Consider the following 16,548-nt stretch of genomic DNA (forward strand, 5'->3'; position numbering starts at 1 on the left):
AAGAAAGGGCCCGTCATGTCCGCGCACCTGATCACCACCCGCCCCGAACCCACCACCGCGAGCGGCGCGTGGCTGAAACTGTCCGCCGCGTTCACCGACCAGATCACGCACCTGACCGGGCGCGAGGACCTGACCGTCACCTGCGCGCCCGGGGCCGGGCTCGGCTCACCGGGCTGTTTCATCCCCGCCCTGGCCACCATCGAACTGGATGGCACCCACCTCGGTCACAACCCGGCCACCTGCAACCCGCGCCGCCCTTCGGACCGGGAACGCTACCCCGCACTATGGGGCGTGTTCGTCCACGAGGCCGCCCACGCCCGCCACTCGACCTGGACCACTACCCTCAGCGAGGCGCCCACCGCCCACGCCGAGGCGGCCAAAATCTTGGAGGAGTCCCGGATCGAAGCCGCGCAGGTGCGGCGGCGCCCCGCTGACCGGCGCTGGCTACGCGCCTCAACCCGCCAGCTCATCCTCGCCGACTTCACCACCCCACCGGCCGCCCCGCCATCGACGTCCGGCGCGGCCACCACCCCCGCCGGTGCCCACGCCATCACGAGGGCCACCCCCGCAGCGGATACGTCGGGCACCGCCGCCCGCAGTGCGGAAACGGCAGGGGTTCCCCAGGTGGCGATGACGCCGTGGCAGGCCGGGCGCGCCGCCGCCCTGCTACTCGCCCGCGCCGACGCCGACGTACTGGACGCCGACGAGGTCACCGCGCTGAGGGCAACCATCACCGAGGTGATCGGGGCCAGCCGATTGGGTGCGCTGGCCGCCCTGTGGCACATCGCCCACAGCACCGCCGATGACGACGCCACCACGATGCTGGAGCTGGGCCGCCGGTGGTGCACCATCCTCGGCACCGATCCCGACGCACCCCCACCTTCACCCGACGACGAGCGAGGCAAAGAGGACGGAGAGTCGAGCCGGCCGTCACCTCTGGCCGCTGCGATCACCGCCGCACTCGTCGCCATCGCCGCCGCCGACGCCCCGCCCGCCCTACCCTCCGGCCCGGCCAAGGCGAAGGAACGCCGAGAGGAGAACGACGCCCGGCAGCGCGCGGAACGCGCCGCACGGGCAGTGTTCGGTGAACCCGGCGGGGACGGGCTCGGCAGCGGCGGAAGAACCCAGATCACCGGCACCCGCCCACCCACCACCGCCGAGCAAGGGGCCGCGCGTCAGCTCGCCCGCCATTTGAAAACCGCTGCCCACCGCGAACGCGTCACCATCACCACCACCTCGGCCACCCCACCCGGACGGTTGCGGATGCGCGGGGCGCTGGCCGCCGACGCCCAGCGCGCCGCCGGGGCCACCCCCACCGCCGAACCCTTCACCCGCACCACCCGCCGACACGTCCCCACCCCTCCCCTGCGGGTCGCTATCGCCTGCGACGTGTCCGGATCCATGCGCAAGTTCGCCGCACCGGTCGCCTCGGCCGCCTGGATCCTGGCCCGCGCCACCGCCCACATCCCCGACGCCCGCTCGGCCACCGTCATCTTCGGCAACCACGTCCGTCCCCTCACCCACCCCGGACGCACCCCACGCCAGGTGAGTGAGTTCTCCGCCTCCGACAGAACCGAACGCTTCTGCCACGCCATCGACGCTCTCGACGCCGCCCTCGACCTAACCCGCCCCGGTGCCGCCCGCCTGCTGGTCATCGTCTCCGACGGGCTGTTCAAAGGCGACGAACTACCCGACGGCCAGCAACGCATCACCCGCCTGACCCGCGCCGGGTGCGCCGTGCTGTGGCTCACCCCCGACAAGACGAGCCATCCAATGGACGGCGCGCACGTGGTCACCCTGACCGACCCCGCCGAGACCGCCGCCACCATCGGCCGCGCCGCCGCCCGTGCCCTGGCCGCCACCTGACCACCCCGCCGGGGCGGCCCTGCGCCAGCACGCCGCCCCGGACAGGTCACGCCATCACCACCCACTACCGGTGCCGCACACCGGGCCACTGACGCACAGGAGTCACAGATGAACGAGTTCACGCAATACCTGTTCCACCTCCGCGACGAGGCACTCGAAGCCGCCGGTAACACACGCGGCCGCCTGATCCGCCTCCTGGAGGAGGCCGACGATGACCTCGCCGAGACCGTCGCCGACGTCACGGTCAACCAGTCCTACGCCCACTGGTGGATGGCCGTGACCGACCACATCGAACACGGCGGCCTTGACCCCGTCACCGCCCTGACCCGGGTACGCCAGGCCGCCTACCGCGCTGTGCTACGCGGCCCGGGCCCGCACACACCGGCGCACCAACACGCCCAATCCCTGGCCCGCACCGACGCCGCCCGCCTGTTCTACAACGACACCACCGCACTCGACCCGGCCACCGTCACCGGCTCGGCCTCTATCGCGCCCGCCGGGTGACCACCACACCGCCCGGGCACACGAAACCCCCGTGCTGGCGGAGCCGGGTTTCCCGGTCGACTTGTGTCGGCGCATCGAGACACGCCACGCTCCCGCCCCGCCCGGTCCCCGGTGCGGGCCGAACACCCATCCACGAACAAGGGGAGAAGCGATGCAGCCTTTCGCCCAGCATCTGTTCACCTTGCGCGACAACGCCAAAGACGCCGCCGAGGAGGCATGCACCCGGCTCATCGGCCAACTGCGCGTCGCCGCACCTGACCTCGGCCCGGCCGTTGCCGAGGTCGCGCACCTGCAGGCCTACGCCCGCTGGTGGACCACCCTGACCAACCACATCGAACACGCCCACGTCGACGCCGTAACCGCGCTGGTTCGCACCCGCGAGGCCGCGCGCCGTCTCCTGCTCGAAAACGTCATCCCCCGTAGCGAGTGCCCCTTCACCGACGCCCAGGCCATCGCCAACCTCGAGGCGGCCCGGCACTTCTACCACGACACCCACGTTCTGGAAGTCGTCCCGCTCCCCCCGCCCGGGCCCACAACACCCACCAGCGGCCCGGCCACCCCGCCGCCTGCCACCGGCCCGGCTATCCCGCCCACCGGCACCTACCCGGCCATCGACCCTCGGAGGCCGATGTGACCACCGCGCCTGACCTGGTCTGGCTGTTCCCCGGCGAGGCCGCACGCACCGAACCGATAGCGAACCACCACCGTGCCCTGACCGAGGCGATCGAGCACCTCGCCTCGGCCCGCGATGTGGAAGTCAGCCAGGCAGTCATCGAAGGCCTCACCTCGCGCGTCGTCACCATCGCCACCGAGTTCGCCTCGGCGATCGAGCCGCTGATCATCCACCTGCCCGCCATCACCTCCGCGCTACGAGACGCGGCCTACTACCGGCATCTGGACAGCGAATGCTGCGCGCAGGATCCCGACTGCCGGGTCGACGTTCCCTGTGGCGCACCGGCACACGGCCTTCAGCAGAACCTGGCCGATGCCTACACCACCGCCTTGCACGCCATCACCGGGTGAAATCGCACCGGCCGCAGACCGGGGGCGGGCCGGGCACCAGCACACGAGGGGGCTGCTGGTGCCCGGCCCATCCCCACCAAGGTCTTCGCCACCACCTCGGCCGGCATCGACTCCTTCCAGGCCATCTCGCACCAAGAGCACACCGGCCGCCTGCGGCGGCCCTCACCACGACGTTCATGCCGGAACGGACGCCCACGCCAGTGGCCCACCGACTGCTACCTCAAAGAACCGAGACACTGATGAGAACGATCCGTATCGACGATGAAGTCCTCGCCTGCCTCCAACAGCACGCCCGCCCCGGCGACACCCCCAACCAGATGGTGCGGCGTTTCCTAGGCCTGAACGACCTGCCGCCCAGGGCGTACGCCCCTTACGCCGTGACAGCGGCGTTGCAGGCCAACCCCGGCTCGACCGCCGCCGAAATCGCCCGCGCGGCAAAGGTCGGCTACTCCACTGCGGTCCGTGTCCTCACCGCCCTCGCCGATGACGGCACGGCAACCCGCAAACCGGGCGAACGCACCGGCCCCGACCGCCGAGGGAACACCGGATACCGCTGGTGGCCCGCCCAGCAATGACCGGCACTCCTCAAAGCCACACAAGGAGGCTCGACCATGACCTGTGCAACGCGCTGCCGCACCGACCCCGGGACACCTCGTCCCCGATCTCCCTCCCCCCGATCGGGCCGACGACACCCACCACCGAACTGGGCGCCCGCCGCCTGTCACCGATACGGGCCAGCGATCCCGCCCACCGGCACCTATCCCTCCATCACGCGCACGCCGATGCGAGCACCACCCCGGGCAGCGCCGTCCTGGTCCCCGGGCAACGTGGCAACGCCCAGACGCGTCGGCTGAGCCGTCGGCGCGCCGCGCCGACCGGAGCACTCGTTTCATCTCGCGGGCCGCAGACTCGCCGGCCGGAGGGTACTCGCCCGCATGCCATCGCCACCGCAGACCGGCGACCACGTACGGGCGCTGATCGCGCACCTGCCCGCCGTACGGCCCGGCTACGCTGCCGGACGCGGTTGATGAGGGACCAAAAGGACCGGACAGGCCAGGCACCAGCACACGAGGGGGCTGCTGGAGCCTGGCCCGTCCTACTCCAACGAGCCGTTCGTCTGCGCGGAGACGAACGGGCCCGGTGGCGTGGTGACGATAGGCGTCGATCCAGGCTCGGCTCACCCACGCACGTCAAGGCCCGGCTACCCGCCCCGTGGGCAGGCGTGGGCGTGCGTGCACGACGTCGGGCGAGGCAAGCAGCGAATCAACCTGGGCCCGTGGAACCGTTCACCGAACGTGGCTAGGCCACCGACCGGGCGGCCGGATGCCGCGACCGAGTCCGTGACCACCGTCAGGCGGCGGAATCGTATCAGCCGATCGAATGCGACCCACGCGGATGCTCATCCGGCAGGGTCACCGACCGTCTCCCGCGCTCGAGGTACCGCCCGAAGAGGCTTCAGATTTCCTGAACCTGTCATAAGGGCGGGTGAACCCGACAGCGCCTCCGGGATAGGTCTTGTACGACTGGATGCGGACGCGCGCGCCGGTGTGGGGCGCGACGATCATGATTCCGGTGGCGGGGTTTTCGACGATGCCGACGTGGCCGGGTCCGGTGTGGCCGGGCTTGTAGTCGAAGAAGACCAGGTCGCCGGGCTGTTCGGTTCCGGCGGGGATGTGCGTGCCGAACCAGTACTGGGCATCCGACAGGCGAGGGATCGTGATGCGGGCGGCGCGGTAGGCCATCATCGCCAACCCCGAGCAGTCGAACCCGTCCGGCCCGGTGCCGCCGGAGACATACGGTTTGCCGATTTGGGCGCGGGCGTAGGCGATGACGGTCCCAGGCACGCCGCCCGGCGCGCCCGCGAACGCGTCCACGTCCCCCGGGCACGCCTGTGGGCCGGTTCCCGGGTCGGTGATGGCGGGGCTGTTGGCGGTGGCGTAGCGGGCGGCTTGGGCCATGACGTGCCGGACGTAGGCGGGGTCGGGGTTGTAGGCGAACACCGCACGGTCCAGGTGGGTGGGTGCGCCGTGGGCGAGCAGGAACCGTGCGGCGCCGGGGATGGCGTCGGCGGGGGCGTGGACGTCGACCCAGCCGTCGCCGTTGCCGTCGATGCCGACGCCGCCGGTGTGCTGGCCAGCGGGGTGGCGGGGCGTGCCGCCCCAGTTGTTCCCGGCCCGGCCGCCGACGCCGATCTGCATCGGCCCGGCCGCTCCCGCCGAGTTCGCGCCCGAATGGACGCCGGGGCTGGTGTCGCGGCCGTGGTCGGATTCGGTCTTGCCGATGGCGGCGAGCAGGTTCCACGGGATCCCGTAGCGCTGCCCTGCGGCCTGGTATAGGCGCAGGTAGACGGCGGGGATGTCGCCGGTGGCGGCGGGTGCGATGCCGGGCTGCGGCATCGCCCGCTGGCCGCATGCGGCCTGGGCGCCATCACGGTGTCCGAGTAAGGCCGCGCCGAACAGGACAGGCAAACCCAGCAGCGCCGCGACGGCGATCACGAGGATCGTCTGCGCCGACCCGGTGTCCGTAGCCCCGGCCCTGGGCGATGCGGCCGTCATGGGATACCTCCGTCTGAGTCGCCGGCCTGCCCGGTGGCGGCGAGTTCGACGTCGTACACCTTCCAGCCACCACCGGTGGTGGGGACGAGGGTGATGGCGTAGCGGACGGTGTCCTGCCGGGTGGCGTAGGCGGTGGTGATGTGCTCGGTCACGGTGACCACGAAGGTGATCGAGGCAGACCCCAGTTCCCGGATCGCTTCGGCCCGGGCCTCGCCGACGCAGACTTCCTGGACGCGTTGCCGCTGCACCACGACAGCCGGATCGGCGGCGGCGCGTTCGAGGACGGCGCGCAGCGAGGGACTCATCATCGGCGCGAGCCGCTGAAGGTATTCCGCGGGAGACTCGTTGTAGCGGTGGGTGCTGTAAGCCGCGGCGAAGGTTTCCGCGAGCCTTGCGGCTTGGCTGATCTGTTCGGGTGGGAACGGCAGCAGGCGTCCGGCGTCTCGCGCCGTACGGGACCACCGCGATGCCGTCGCGCCCGCTGGTGCACGAGGAGACGTGCCGTGCGGGGTGTGGGCTGGTCGCGTGGGGCGGCGGGTGGACCAGGTCAGGCAGACCAGCACGAGCACGAGTCCGGCGGCGCCGGCCAGGAGCAGTCCGCGGTTCACTGCGCGCCTCCGGCCAGGTCGATGAGCCGCCGCCGGGATTGCGCGCCGATGGTCCGCCAGACCTTCCCGGCCGGTCCGCCTTCCTCGCCCAGGACGGCGGGTGTGGCGGTGGCGATCAGTGGCGTCCTGGTAGTGATCCGGTCGTGCAGGTGCTCTTCGCGGGCCTGGGCATGCAGCGCGAACAGGACGGGCGTGCTGATGCCGGTCAGGTCGGTCAGGCAGCCGTAGTCGGCGATCTTGCCGAGGAGGCGGTGCAGGGGTTCTGTGCCGGTGTCGTATTCGACGAAGAAGTCGACCTGACGGCCGTCTTGTCGCCAGCGCCCGAACCCGTCGGGCCGGACGGTCTTTCCCCAGGCGCTCTGGCAGCGGCGTTCGGACCACCAGGCGGCCAATTCGGTGTCGGGGTGGGTGCGGGCGTGGGCGGCCAGGGCGGTGAACAGGCCGTTGCAGCCGACCAGGTGCGTGGCCTTGTCGGAGTGGGCGATGGCCAGTGTGGTGTCGATGCGGTACCCGAACTGGGCCACGGTCAGTCCGCGGCGGGCGGCGAGCACGGCGGCGCCGGACGGGCCCAGGACGTAGTGCATGGGCGCGGAGCCGGTGGCCCGGGCGGGGCGGAACCGTTCGACGGCCCGCAGCTGCCACAGCGCCAGGAGGCGGTGGGTGGTGGTGCTGATGGAGGGGAAGGCCAGCTCGCGGATCTGGTGGGTGGTCAGCACGCGGTGCTCGTGGAGGATCTCCAGCAGCCAGCGGTCGCGTTCGGTCAGGCGGGTGGCCAAAGAGGCGATCAGTTCGGGGGTGACCTGCGGGCGGGCCGACAGGCGGGTCCGACCCGACCCCACGTAGGTGGTGCGTGGCCGGGGTCTGTTCTTCGGTGCCGTCATGGGATGGTGCTCCTTCCTCGTGGACATGGGCTCGGGCGGAAGCCGGGCGCGGGGTCAGGACGGGGGTTGTGCCGATGGGGCGTCGCTCTGCGGCACGGTCGTGGGCATGGACTCATCCGACGTGCCGTCCGAAGACGCAGGGTCGCGGCGGGGGTCGTGGATCTCCAGGCGCTGCCGGGTACTCTTCGCGTTCACACCTGCGGCTTGGCGCAGTAGGTCGGCGCGGCCGGGTGCCGGGTTGGGCAGGGGCCGGGTGGTGAAGGTGAACGCGGGTGTTTCGGTGTTGTGCACGATGAGGCGGGCGGCGGCCTGGTAGGCGGCCAGGTTCGCCAGATCATGGGCCGTGAGGTTCGGTGCGGTGACGGTGGCGAGTTGGCGGGCGTCGTGGGCGGAGATCGAGAAGATGATTTTGTTGCGGGCGTTGGCGGCGACCGCCTCGCGCATCCCGGCGGGGAACTGGGCCAGGTTCTGGTGCGCGAGGACGATGGACAGCCGGTGAGCGCGGGCTTCGGCGAGCATCTCCTCGAGTCCGTGGGGCAGGTTGAGGAAGCTGTGCGCCTCATCCACATACAGGGCGGCATCGCGGCGGGTTGCTTCGGGTTGGCGGGCGCGGCGGGTGGTGGCTTCCCAGACTTTGGCGATGACGAAGGAGCCGAGTAGCCGGGCGGTGTCGTCTCCGAGCGTGCCTTTGGGGACCCGGACGAGGAGGATGCCGCCGGTGTTGAGGAGGTGGTCGGTGTCGAGGCCCGGGCCGTGGGCGCCGACCACGGCGCGGACGAAGGGGCGGAGCAGGAAGTGGCGGAGTTTGTTCATCACCGGCCCGATCGCCGCCGCGCGTGCCTCGGGGGATAGGCCGGTGTACCAGGCCCAGAACCCGGCGAGGACCTCATCGCGCAGGCGCCCGGTCGCGCGGAGCCGGTAGGCCTCGTCGGTCAGCAGCCGGGGAATGTCGGCCAGGGTCGCGCCGGGGGTCTGCTGGAGGGTCAGGACGGCGGATCGGAGGATGTCGTCGGTGCGTGGCCCCCAGGAGTCGGCGAAGATCCGGGCGAAGATCCCGACCAGGTTGTCCGAGGCCAGGTTCGCGTCCTTGCCGGCGAGGACTCCGAGGGCGGGGGGTGGCGTGGTGTCGGGGTCGATCAGCCAGACCCGGTCGGCGGCCTGTTCGGGAAGCCGGTCGAGCAGGTCGTTGATCAGGTCCCCGCGCGGGTCGATCACCACTACCGCTCGCCCCGCGCCGGCGTCGGTAAGGATCATCTGGGCGATCAGCGTGGACTTGCCCGCCCCGGTCGCGCCAAGGACGTGCAGGTGCTGGCGCGCGTCGGTGACGCGCAGTGCGATGGGGCGGGCGGGTCCGGCGTCGGCGTCCCCGAGCGGTTTGCTGCCCTTCCCGCCGGTCGGCACGTTCGGTGGCGGGGGAACTGAGTTCGCGCCGGCCCTAGACAGGCCGGGCACCGCGGGGTCATGCGGCAGGTGCGCGATCGCGGCGAGTTCGGCGACCGACAGCAGGTCTCCCCAGCCCAGTCGCCGCTGGTTCAGCGTCTGGGTGGGGTGGTGGAGGCGGTGCCGGTCGAAGTAGTTCCGGCCGGCGAAGACCGCGAACGCTGACGCGAGTGCGTGTGCCCGGCCGCGTGCCCATGCCCGCGCCGCCTGGACTTCCTCGGCGTGGGTGGTGGCTGCGGCGTATCGGATGGTGACGGCGAAGCGTGGCTGGGCGGCCTTGTCGAGAATCGCCTTGATCTCTCCGGCGCGTTCGGGATGCGCCGCCGCGACAGTGCCCGGCCGGGCCGGTCGAGCAGGTGGGCCGGGGGTGAGCAGGTCCAGGAGCCGCCCGGTCAGTGTGGGCTGGGTGGTGCCGCGCAGGTGGGCGGCGGCGCGGTGCGCGCGTGCCAGACGCCGCCCGGTGATGGGACGGGCCAGCACCTGCACCACCGCCCGCTGCCCGCCGGTGATGCCGGTGGCGGCGCCGAGCAGGGCCCGGAGCGGGTCGTCTTTGTGGCCGGTGGCGATGGGGTGGTGGTCGGGTCGGGCGAGCCGGAGCGTCCCGCCGGTCGCGACGGCGCCCGTGGGGATGAGGTCGGTGGGGGTGGTGATGGTGGTGCGGGCGGCCGGCCAGGCCGCTTCGATGGCGCGGGCGACCAGCATGGCCGGGACCGCCCCGGACACCCAGACCTGGATGCCGAGTTCGGGCCCGTCCCAGTGGTACTCGAAGCAGATGTGCGGCTGCCCGAAGACCCAGCGCCGCCAGCGGGGGCGCAACAGCCCGATCAGGTTCGCCCAGAACGTCGCGGCAGCGGAGGCGTCGACCTGGGGCGGCACCCGCATCTGCACCAGCTGTGCGCCGTCAAGGAGCCGGCGGTGCTGCCACCGGCTCAGCAGGACGCGTGCGGCGAGGATCAGAACGATCGCGCCGACCGCGGCCGGGGCCGTGACCGGCAGGTGAGTGATGAGGAAGTGGCCGGTCTGCTGCCCCAATCGGGTGAGTGTGCCGAGCGGGTCGGTGAGGAGCTGCCCGAGCGGCGAGTCGCCGCGCGGGTGAGCTGGAACGGCTTCGGGCGCCTGGATGTGTCCGGCGAGGATATGCGGGGCGTTCATAGGTCGTCGTCCTCCTCATCAGGCAGCGCGTACGATCCGCTGCGAGGCGAGCCGGGGCCGGTGAAGACCCCAGTGGGCTGGTGACCGGAAAGTTCTGCGAGGAACTTCGGGTCGGTGGTGGCCAGGGCGTGTTCGGCGGGGCTGGCCACGACGTCGAAGGCGACGCGATCGGAGCCAGCGGCGAGCAGTCCTTGGCCGCGGTGGGCTGAGGCCAGCAGTTGGCGTTCGCCGTCGGTGAGGTTGAACGCCTCGGTGATCTGGTCCAGGGCCTGGGGGGCTTGGCGCAACAAGATCTGGGTGGCGGCGTTGGCGACGACGGCCTGGCCGAGGTCGGAGCCCAGGACGTCGGCGGCGTCTTGGGTGATCACGGACAGGCCGGCCCAGTGTTTGCGGCTGGCTTTGGCCATGCGGAACAGGAAGCGGGCGCCTTCGGGCTGGCGCATCAGCAGCCAGCCTTCGTCGACCACCACCAGGCGGGGCCTACGAGTGCTGGGGTCGGTGACGCGGCGCCAGACGGCATCGAGGGTGAGGAGCGTGCCGACGGTCTTGAGCTCCTCGGGCAGGTCCCGGAGGGAGAAGACGATGAGGTGGGAGTCGGGGCGGGTGGTGGTGGGGCCGTCGAACAGCTGTCGCCAGGTCCCGGTCACGTACGGGGCCAGCCGGGCGGCCAGCTCACCGGCCGCCGGGTCACCGTCGGTCTGAAGGGTGTGGGCGAGGTCGGCGAGGACCGGGGGCTGGCGGGTCCACGTGCGCGGGTCGGCGGTCAGCCCCTTGCCGTGGTAGGCCGCGACGATCGCCCGGTCCAACGCCGCACGGTCGGCGGGAGTGAGCGGGGTCTCCAGCAGGACGGAGATGAAGGTGTGGATGAACAACGCCCGCCTCATCAACGCGTCCCCGCTGCTGCGGTGCGCGCCGGGTGGCAGGTCGAACGGGTTCAGCCGAACGCCCAGGGCGCCGAGGGCGATGTGTGCGCCGCCGACCGCGTGGGCGAGGCGTTCGTATTCGTTTTCCGGGTCGATGACGCAGACCTCGACGCCGGTGAACAGCGACCGCAGGATGTCGAGCTTGGCCAGGTAGGACTTGCCCGCCCCCGAGCGGGCGAGGATGACGGAGTTGTGGTTGTCGCAGGTGAACCGGTCCCACATCACCAGCGACGAGGAGGCGGCGTTCACCCCGTACAGGACGGCGTGTTCGCCGAGGTCGGCGTGCAGGTCCGGTGAGGTGAACGGGAACGCTGCTGCCAGCGCGCTGGTGTCGAAGGTGCGCTTGACGTCGAGCAGGTCGACGCCGAGGGGCAGGGTGGTGATCCAGCCCTGCAGCGATCGGAACGTGGCGGGTTTGGCATCGATGAGCAGACCCGCGGCCAGGGCCCGGACCCGGGCGATCTCATCGTCGAGCTGGGCGGTGGTGTGGGCGTGGATGGTGAGGGTCAGGCCGACGCGGAACAGCCGCACTTCGCTGCGGGCCAGGCGGGCGGCCAGGTCTTGGGCGTCGCCGGCGGCGGTGTCGGCGCCGAAGTCGACCAGCCGGCCGTGCTCGAAGTCCGAGCGGGCACCTGCCTCGAGGCGGGCGAGCTGGCGGCGCAGCCGGGTCGCGGCCAACTGAGGCGGGATCGGCTCGACATGCACGGCGACGTCCAGACGGCCCGGGTAGGTCAGCAGCGGTTCGAGCCAGCCGAGGCCGACCTCGCGCGGATACCCCGTGACTAGCAGCGATGCGCAGACCCCCTCCCCCAGGTCCAGGCGGCGCGGTTGCACCGCGATGCCCGGCGGCCCGATCGGTGACGGGGCGGCCGCAGGTTCGGCGGCGGTACGGGTGCGGGCCCGCAGGCGTCGTGCGCTCATCGCGTGCCCCCGGCCGTCGTCGTGGTGATGGGCGCCTCGGGGGCGGCCTGGCCGAAGTCCATGGGTGGGGCGGTCGGGTCGGCGGCTGCCGCGAGCACGGCCGCGGTCTGGGCGCCGTCCAGGAGGTAGGCGTTGATCCCGGCGGCGGCCAGCGCCCGTGTGGTCTGCTCGGCGCGCCGGAGCACACGCTGGGCTGCTCCGTCGGCATTGCGTCTCCCCCGCCCGTTCGAGCCGGTCTCGGTGGGGCCGTAAGGTTCGCGGAGCACGATGAGGACCTGGCGGTCCAGCAGTTCGCGGGTGGTGGCCAGCTCGGTGAGGAAGCCGGCGTGGTCGTGGGCGGCGGCCTCCAGCGCCGGGTGAGGCAGTCCGGCGGCACGCTCCCGCAGCAGGCTGATCGCAGGGGTCAGGTTGACCGGCTGGGCGTGGACCAGGATTTGCGCCGGGCCGGTGAGGGAATTTAGCCAGCCGCCGAACGCACCGACCAGGGCGGCCTGCTCGCCGGGGGTGCGCAGGGCGAAGCTGACGGTGGTGCAGGCGATGATGACCGCAACGCCCTCACCGCCGAGGCTGATGGCTCCGTCGGCGCGGATCGCGCGGGCCGGCAACCGCAGCGGTGCCGGAAGCGGCGACGCTTGGTCCGGGGCGGTGGCCCAGGCGGGCAGCGCGGGGACCCCATCGGGGGCGACCACGAGGCGACACGGCTGACTGGCCTGTCTGATCGCGTAGGCCAGGAGGCGGTCCAGGGGGATGCCGTCACGTTCGACCAGCGCGAGCGCCGCCGCCACCCCGAGGACCACCACGACGAGTACCGCGAAGACCGGCAACGGCAGGACGTTAGCGGTGCCCAGGTACAGGGCCCACACCAACGCGACGGCGGGGGTGAGGATGGCGAGCTGGCGGGCGGTGAAGTTCGCCAGCACCCGGTCGGGCTTTTCGATGTCGGCGGGGATCGTCACCGAATACGGCGTGCTCATCGGTTCCTCCACGGGTTCGAAGACGGAACGGTCGTGCTGGCTTGGGCGCGGGCTTCGGCGTCGCGCAGCGCCGCGGTATCGGCGAGGCGACGCGGGGAGCGGCCGGCCTGTGGGCTGCCCGGTGGCGGGAAATGCAGGGGCAGTTCCGGCTGGGTGTGGCCCCGCGCGGGTGGGGCGGGCAGCCGGGTCTGGGTGTAGCGGGGACGGATCGGCAGCGCGGTCTGCTGCCAGCGCGATGGCCTGCCCGAGGTGGCGGGCAGCCGAAGCTGTGTCCACCCCGGGGAGGGCGTGGCGGACTGGGGTGGTGGCGTGATCGGCAGCTGCAACTGGGTCCCGCCGGCCGGTGGTGAAGGCGGAAACGGCAGTTGCGGCTGCACCCACGTCGGCGGATTCGACGGCGGCACAGGCGGCGGCAGATTCGGTGGGGGCGGGGGCAGCCTCGGAGGCCGACGCGGTCCGCCGGCCGCGCGGCCGGCCTTGAGCGCACCCACGTTGCGGAAGATCAGAAGCGCTGCGATGGTGCGGGCTGCCCGGACGATGGGGCTGCGGCCCAGGCCACCGCGGAAGATCATCTGGGAGACCCAGAACGGGATCCGCGCCAGGATGTACAGCAGGCAGATCACCAAGATCAGGTCGAACGTGCCCCTGCCGGACCGGGCGCCGAACAGGTCGGTTTGGTCGGAGGTGAAGAACACCCGCAGCGCGGTGGCCAGCACCAGGGCCTGGGCGACCTGGATCGCCAGCACCCCGGCGACGGCGCGCCACCACATCCGGGCCAGTCCCTCTGCCTGCGGGAGGGCGTGGCAGGCCAGCGCGAGTGGCGCGGCGGCGGTCAGCAGCACCAGCAGCATGACCCGGATCGCGAAGGTGAACAGCACCACCAGACCGGCGATCACGGCGACCAACGCCAGCAGGCCGGTGAAGGGGTCGGTGGCGTCGGTCAGGGCGTGCAGGATCAGGCCCTTGAGCGTGTTGGCCGCCTGGGCCTCATCGACGCCACGCCCCATGAACGTCTGAGAAAGCGCGTTGGCGAACTCGATGGCCTGCCCGATCAGCGGCAGGTTCATGTTCGCCGCGACGATCGCGACCACCAGGCGCGGACCGAGATCCTTGGCAGTGAAGGACGTCTGCAGGGTCTGGTGACCCATGATGAACAAGCCGCCGAGGAGCACCAGGAGGACGAAGCTGGTGTCGGCGATCCAGGCCGAGGTTGTCCACAGGCTGTGGACACGGCCCATCTGGTCGACGCGCGGGGTGGACAGGACCGAGCGGGCCAGGAACCGGAACACCGGGTTGAGGGCGTAGGAGACCAGGCCGCGGAAGAACCCGTTGACCGCCTGACCGAACTCACACCCCAGGTCGAAGAACCCGCACCCACCCGACCCGCCGGCCGGTCCCGTCGACGGGCCCTGGCCGGGTGCAGGCGCGGGTGTCGAGGAGACCGGCGGCGGAACGGTCGCAGGCGTGGTGGTCGAGCTCGGTGCGGCCGGAGCCGTGGCCGGGGCCGAGGAAGGCGCCGAGGGTGGTGAGGGGGTCGGCGACGGAGTGGCCGCCATCTGACGCGCGCCCGTAAGCGTGTGGGCGTGCGCAGCACCGGTAGTGCCGGTGACCGCGGTGGCGGCCAGCCCGGCAGCGGCGATTATGAGCAGGGCCTTGGTCCAGGCGGGCAGGAGCGTTCGCATCGCGCTCACGCCCCGACGAAGCCTTTGAGGATCTGCACCAGCACCGGGGCCAGCACAGCGACGCCGTAACCGATCGCGGCGTACTTCAGGGTGTCCTTGGCCTTGGCGACCTCCCCGGGGTCACCACCGGCCAGCAGGTACCGGACCCCGCCGATCGTCAAGAACAACGTGGCCAGCGCGACCAGCATCCCCACCAGCCACCTGGTGATGTTGCCGATCACCGCGTTCAGATCCTTGGCCACCGCGTAGGCCGCGGCCTCGGCAGCCGGGGCCGTGGCGATGACGACCGCGGCAGCGGCCATCACCACCACCGCGCACCCGGCGGCCAAGACGACGCCAGCCACGCGCGAGGCGGGGCGGGATGGGCGGTTCATGACGCATCGCCGTCGGGTCGCCGGGCTCGGCCGTCTCCGGGACGGCGGGTGCAGGTCCGGGGTCCCCGGTAGTGGCGCCGGCCAGCGTCCCGATACCGACGGCGTACGCCCCGGGCGGGGGTGGCCTCCGGTGAGGCGGCGGGGTTGGGGGTGGGGTGGGGTGCGGGACCCGTGCAGAAGGCTCCTTCCTCGTTGGGGTCCTTGGCGGATCCATCCGTGTCGGGTGTGCCGTCCGAGATGGTGGATCGGCCCCGCACCCGCCCCTGCTCGAGGTTTCCTCCGCTCGCCTTGTGAAGACCGGGATTGGGTCGGTGAGCGGACAGGCGATGTTCGACATCACCGTTCTTCATCGCGGCGACCAGCCGGGCCTCACCGCGCTGCCGTGCCTTGCACGCCGCCTCGTAGGCGATGCCGAGTTCGGCGGCGGCGTCCTTGAGGGTGAGGTCTTCGAGCCGGCTGCGGCCGATCAGCTCGGCCTGCAGCGGCGAAAGGACGCCCTTGGCGACCGCGTCGAACAAGATCAGGTCCGGGTGACCCCACGGCACGGGCGGCGGCTGCGACTCCGCCGGCGGGAGGGACATGGGCATGAGACCGTCGCGGGTGTACCGGATGGTGATCCCGGCCCGGTAGGCGCACCACCGCAACCGGGTGATCACCCCCGGCCGGTCGACCTCGATCCGGCGCAGGCCCTCCAGGAACCCGGTCAGCACGGCCGAGTCGATGTCGGCCGCGTCACCGCCGTAGCCCTCGGCGAGATCGGTGGCCATCTTCCGCAACGCGGGCAGGGCGACGCCAGCGGCGGCGATCGTCCAGGCCGGACGCTGGGAGCGGGCCTGGTTGATCAGGTGCCGCCACGCCGCGTCCCGGCACGCCCGCCCGGTCGCCGGGTGCAACAGGATCGCGCGCAGTTCCCCCAGCGGGATCGGCCGGCGCGGCAATCCGTGCCCGATGGCCCTGCCGTCGAGGGTGATGGGGTTGGGGCCGGCGGTCAGCAGGTAGAACGTCGAGGCCACCGTCTGCAGCGAAGAAGACGGCCTCTGGCGTGTCCGGCGACGCCGTTGCGGGCCGTCTTCAGGTGCACCGGGGTTGCTCTGGTTCGGGCGAGGGTAATCAGGACTGACCATCGTGAGGCTCCTTCGATCCGCAGTGGTTCGGGAGCTCTCATGCAGCCAGCCGCCATAGGCATTTCTTAGGCACACCACCTGACCTGCACGTATAGGAGGGCGTGCCTACCAAATGCCCATGCCGCACACACGTCTGAACGCGCGCCTACGCCCCCGCCCACAGCGACAAGAAGCGCTACACGTTCGGTAGGGCGTGGGGGCGCTCACCTGTCTGGCCGTCGGGTTGCGGCTACGGCATGGCAATCGCTACGACCGTCCGCCGAGCTTTACCGTCGGGGTTCATGGCGATGCCGCTGCGCGCATGCTGCTCGGCCGAGGCCAAGCTGACGAAGGACGAACGCGCGGCGCTGCCCGATACGGCCGAGACCAGTTCGCAGCGGGCCCGACTGCTGTGCGAACGGACACACCGGACCGCACTGGAAGGCTGTGTCAGTGAGTTGGGCACCACCGGGATAGTGACGGTGGGGCATTGCGGTGCTACTCCGTATGGGGAGGACGCCGTACGCGTTGGCTACGCCAGA

General features: G+C 71.7%; 14 protein-coding genes. 5 read left to right on the forward strand and 9 right to left on the reverse strand.

Annotated elements, in window-relative coordinates:
* Positions 1-15 precede the first annotated feature (15 nt).
* The 5 genes from AB0K82_RS06660 to AB0K82_RS06680 all read left to right on the forward strand — a co-directional run bounded on the left by AB0K82_RS06660 (position 16) and on the right by AB0K82_RS06680 (position 3,968).
* Positions 16-1,866 (forward strand): VWA domain-containing protein, encoded by a 1,851-nt coding sequence (locus AB0K82_RS06660; protein WP_364393557.1) that lies wholly within the window; start codon positions 16-18, stop codon positions 1,864-1,866.
* A 108-nt stretch (positions 1,867-1,974) separates the two neighbouring features.
* Positions 1,975-2,370 carry a hypothetical protein gene (locus AB0K82_RS06665; protein WP_364393560.1) on the forward strand — a complete coding sequence of 132 codons (396 nt, stop codon included), beginning with the start codon at positions 1,975-1,977 and terminating at the stop codon, positions 2,368-2,370.
* 151 nt (positions 2,371-2,521) lie between these two features.
* On the forward strand, positions 2,522-3,004 hold the full coding sequence (locus AB0K82_RS06670) for a hypothetical protein (RefSeq protein ID WP_364393563.1): 483 nt from the start codon (positions 2,522-2,524) through the stop codon (positions 3,002-3,004).
* The gene (locus AB0K82_RS06675) at positions 3,001-3,393 is read left to right on the forward strand and encodes a hypothetical protein (protein WP_364393566.1); all 393 of its coding nucleotides are present in this window, start codon (positions 3,001-3,003) and stop codon (positions 3,391-3,393) included. Before AB0K82_RS06670 ends, AB0K82_RS06675 begins: the two co-directional genes overlap by 4 nt.
* A gap of 239 nt (positions 3,394-3,632) precedes the next feature.
* A complete protein-coding gene (locus AB0K82_RS06680) occupies positions 3,633-3,968 on the forward strand; it encodes a hypothetical protein (RefSeq protein WP_364393569.1) in 336 nt (111 codons plus the stop codon).
* An 837-nt stretch (positions 3,969-4,805) separates the two neighbouring features.
* Here AB0K82_RS06680 and AB0K82_RS06685 read toward each other — a convergent pair.
* The 9 genes from AB0K82_RS06685 to AB0K82_RS06725 form a co-directional block, all read right to left on the reverse strand.
* Entirely contained in the window at positions 4,806-5,948 is a 1,143-nt protein-coding gene (locus tag AB0K82_RS06685) for an NlpC/P60 family protein (protein ID WP_364393571.1), read from the reverse strand.
* Positions 5,945-6,556, reverse strand: a complete 612-nt coding sequence (locus AB0K82_RS06690; protein WP_364393573.1) for a hypothetical protein — start codon at positions 6,554-6,556, stop codon at positions 5,945-5,947. Before AB0K82_RS06690 ends, AB0K82_RS06685 begins: the two co-directional genes overlap by 4 nt.
* The gene (locus tag AB0K82_RS06695) at positions 6,553-7,437 is read right to left on the reverse strand and encodes a replication-relaxation family protein (protein WP_364393576.1); all 885 of its coding nucleotides are present in this window, start codon (positions 7,435-7,437) and stop codon (positions 6,553-6,555) included. The genes AB0K82_RS06690 and AB0K82_RS06695 overlap by 4 nt, the downstream gene beginning before the upstream one ends.
* Before the next feature lie 54 nt (positions 7,438-7,491).
* The gene (locus tag AB0K82_RS06700) at positions 7,492-10,029 is read right to left on the reverse strand and encodes a DUF87 domain-containing protein (protein ID WP_364393579.1); all 2,538 of its coding nucleotides are present in this window, start codon (positions 10,027-10,029) and stop codon (positions 7,492-7,494) included.
* A complete protein-coding gene (locus AB0K82_RS06705) occupies positions 10,026-11,873 on the reverse strand; it encodes a DUF87 domain-containing protein (RefSeq protein ID WP_364393582.1) in 1,848 nt (615 codons plus the stop codon). Before AB0K82_RS06705 ends, AB0K82_RS06700 begins: the two co-directional genes overlap by 4 nt.
* On the reverse strand, positions 11,870-12,847 hold the full coding sequence (locus AB0K82_RS06710; protein WP_364393584.1) for a PrgI family protein: 978 nt from the start codon (positions 12,845-12,847) through the stop codon (positions 11,870-11,872). Before AB0K82_RS06710 ends, AB0K82_RS06705 begins: the two co-directional genes overlap by 4 nt.
* Positions 12,844-14,538: a hypothetical protein gene (locus AB0K82_RS06715; protein WP_364393587.1), complete on the reverse strand. Its 1,695-nt coding sequence runs from the start codon at positions 14,536-14,538 to the stop codon at positions 12,844-12,846. The genes AB0K82_RS06710 and AB0K82_RS06715 overlap by 4 nt, the downstream gene beginning before the upstream one ends.
* Positions 14,535-14,831, reverse strand: coding sequence for a pilin (locus tag AB0K82_RS06720; RefSeq protein ID WP_364393590.1), 297 nt, complete (start codon positions 14,829-14,831; stop codon positions 14,535-14,537). Before AB0K82_RS06720 ends, AB0K82_RS06715 begins: the two co-directional genes overlap by 4 nt.
* 68 nt (positions 14,832-14,899) lie before the next feature.
* Positions 14,900-15,916 (reverse strand): hypothetical protein, encoded by a 1,017-nt coding sequence (locus tag AB0K82_RS06725; protein WP_364393592.1) that lies wholly within the window; start codon positions 15,914-15,916, stop codon positions 14,900-14,902.
* Between the last annotated feature and the right edge of the window lie 632 nt (positions 15,917-16,548).

The sequence above is a fragment of the Actinoallomurus sp. NPDC052274 genome (genome assembly GCF_040679475.1).
Taxonomy (GTDB): Bacteria; Actinomycetota; Actinomycetes; order Streptosporangiales; family Streptosporangiaceae; genus Actinoallomurus; species Actinoallomurus liliacearum.

Excerpts from the sequence above, each read along its gene's own strand:
- AB0K82_RS06705 (WP_364393582.1), bottom strand. The coding sequence starts at position 11,873 with ATGAGCGCACGACGCCTGCGGGCCCGCACCCGTACCGCCGCCGAACCT.
- AB0K82_RS06670 (WP_364393563.1), top strand. The coding sequence starts at position 2,522 with ATGCAGCCTTTCGCCCAGCATCTGTTCACCTTGCGCGACAACGCCAAA.
- AB0K82_RS06720 (WP_364393590.1), bottom strand. The coding sequence starts at position 14,831 with ATGGCCGCTGCCGCGGTCGTCATCGCCACGGCCCCGGCTGCCGAGGCC.
- AB0K82_RS06695 (WP_364393576.1), bottom strand. The coding sequence starts at position 7,437 with ATGACGGCACCGAAGAACAGACCCCGGCCACGCACCACCTACGTGGGG.
- AB0K82_RS06710 (WP_364393584.1), bottom strand. The coding sequence starts at position 12,847 with ATGAGCACGCCGTATTCGGTGACGATCCCCGCCGACATCGAAAAGCCC.
- AB0K82_RS06685 (WP_364393571.1), bottom strand. The coding sequence starts at position 5,948 with ATGACGGCCGCATCGCCCAGGGCCGGGGCTACGGACACCGGGTCGGCG.
- AB0K82_RS06700 (WP_364393579.1), bottom strand. The coding sequence starts at position 10,029 with ATGAACGCCCCGCATATCCTCGCCGGACACATCCAGGCGCCCGAAGCC.
- AB0K82_RS06665 (WP_364393560.1), top strand. The coding sequence starts at position 1,975 with ATGAACGAGTTCACGCAATACCTGTTCCACCTCCGCGACGAGGCACTC.
- AB0K82_RS06680 (WP_364393569.1), top strand. The coding sequence starts at position 3,633 with ATGAGAACGATCCGTATCGACGATGAAGTCCTCGCCTGCCTCCAACAG.
- AB0K82_RS06660 (WP_364393557.1), top strand. The coding sequence starts at position 16 with ATGTCCGCGCACCTGATCACCACCCGCCCCGAACCCACCACCGCGAGC.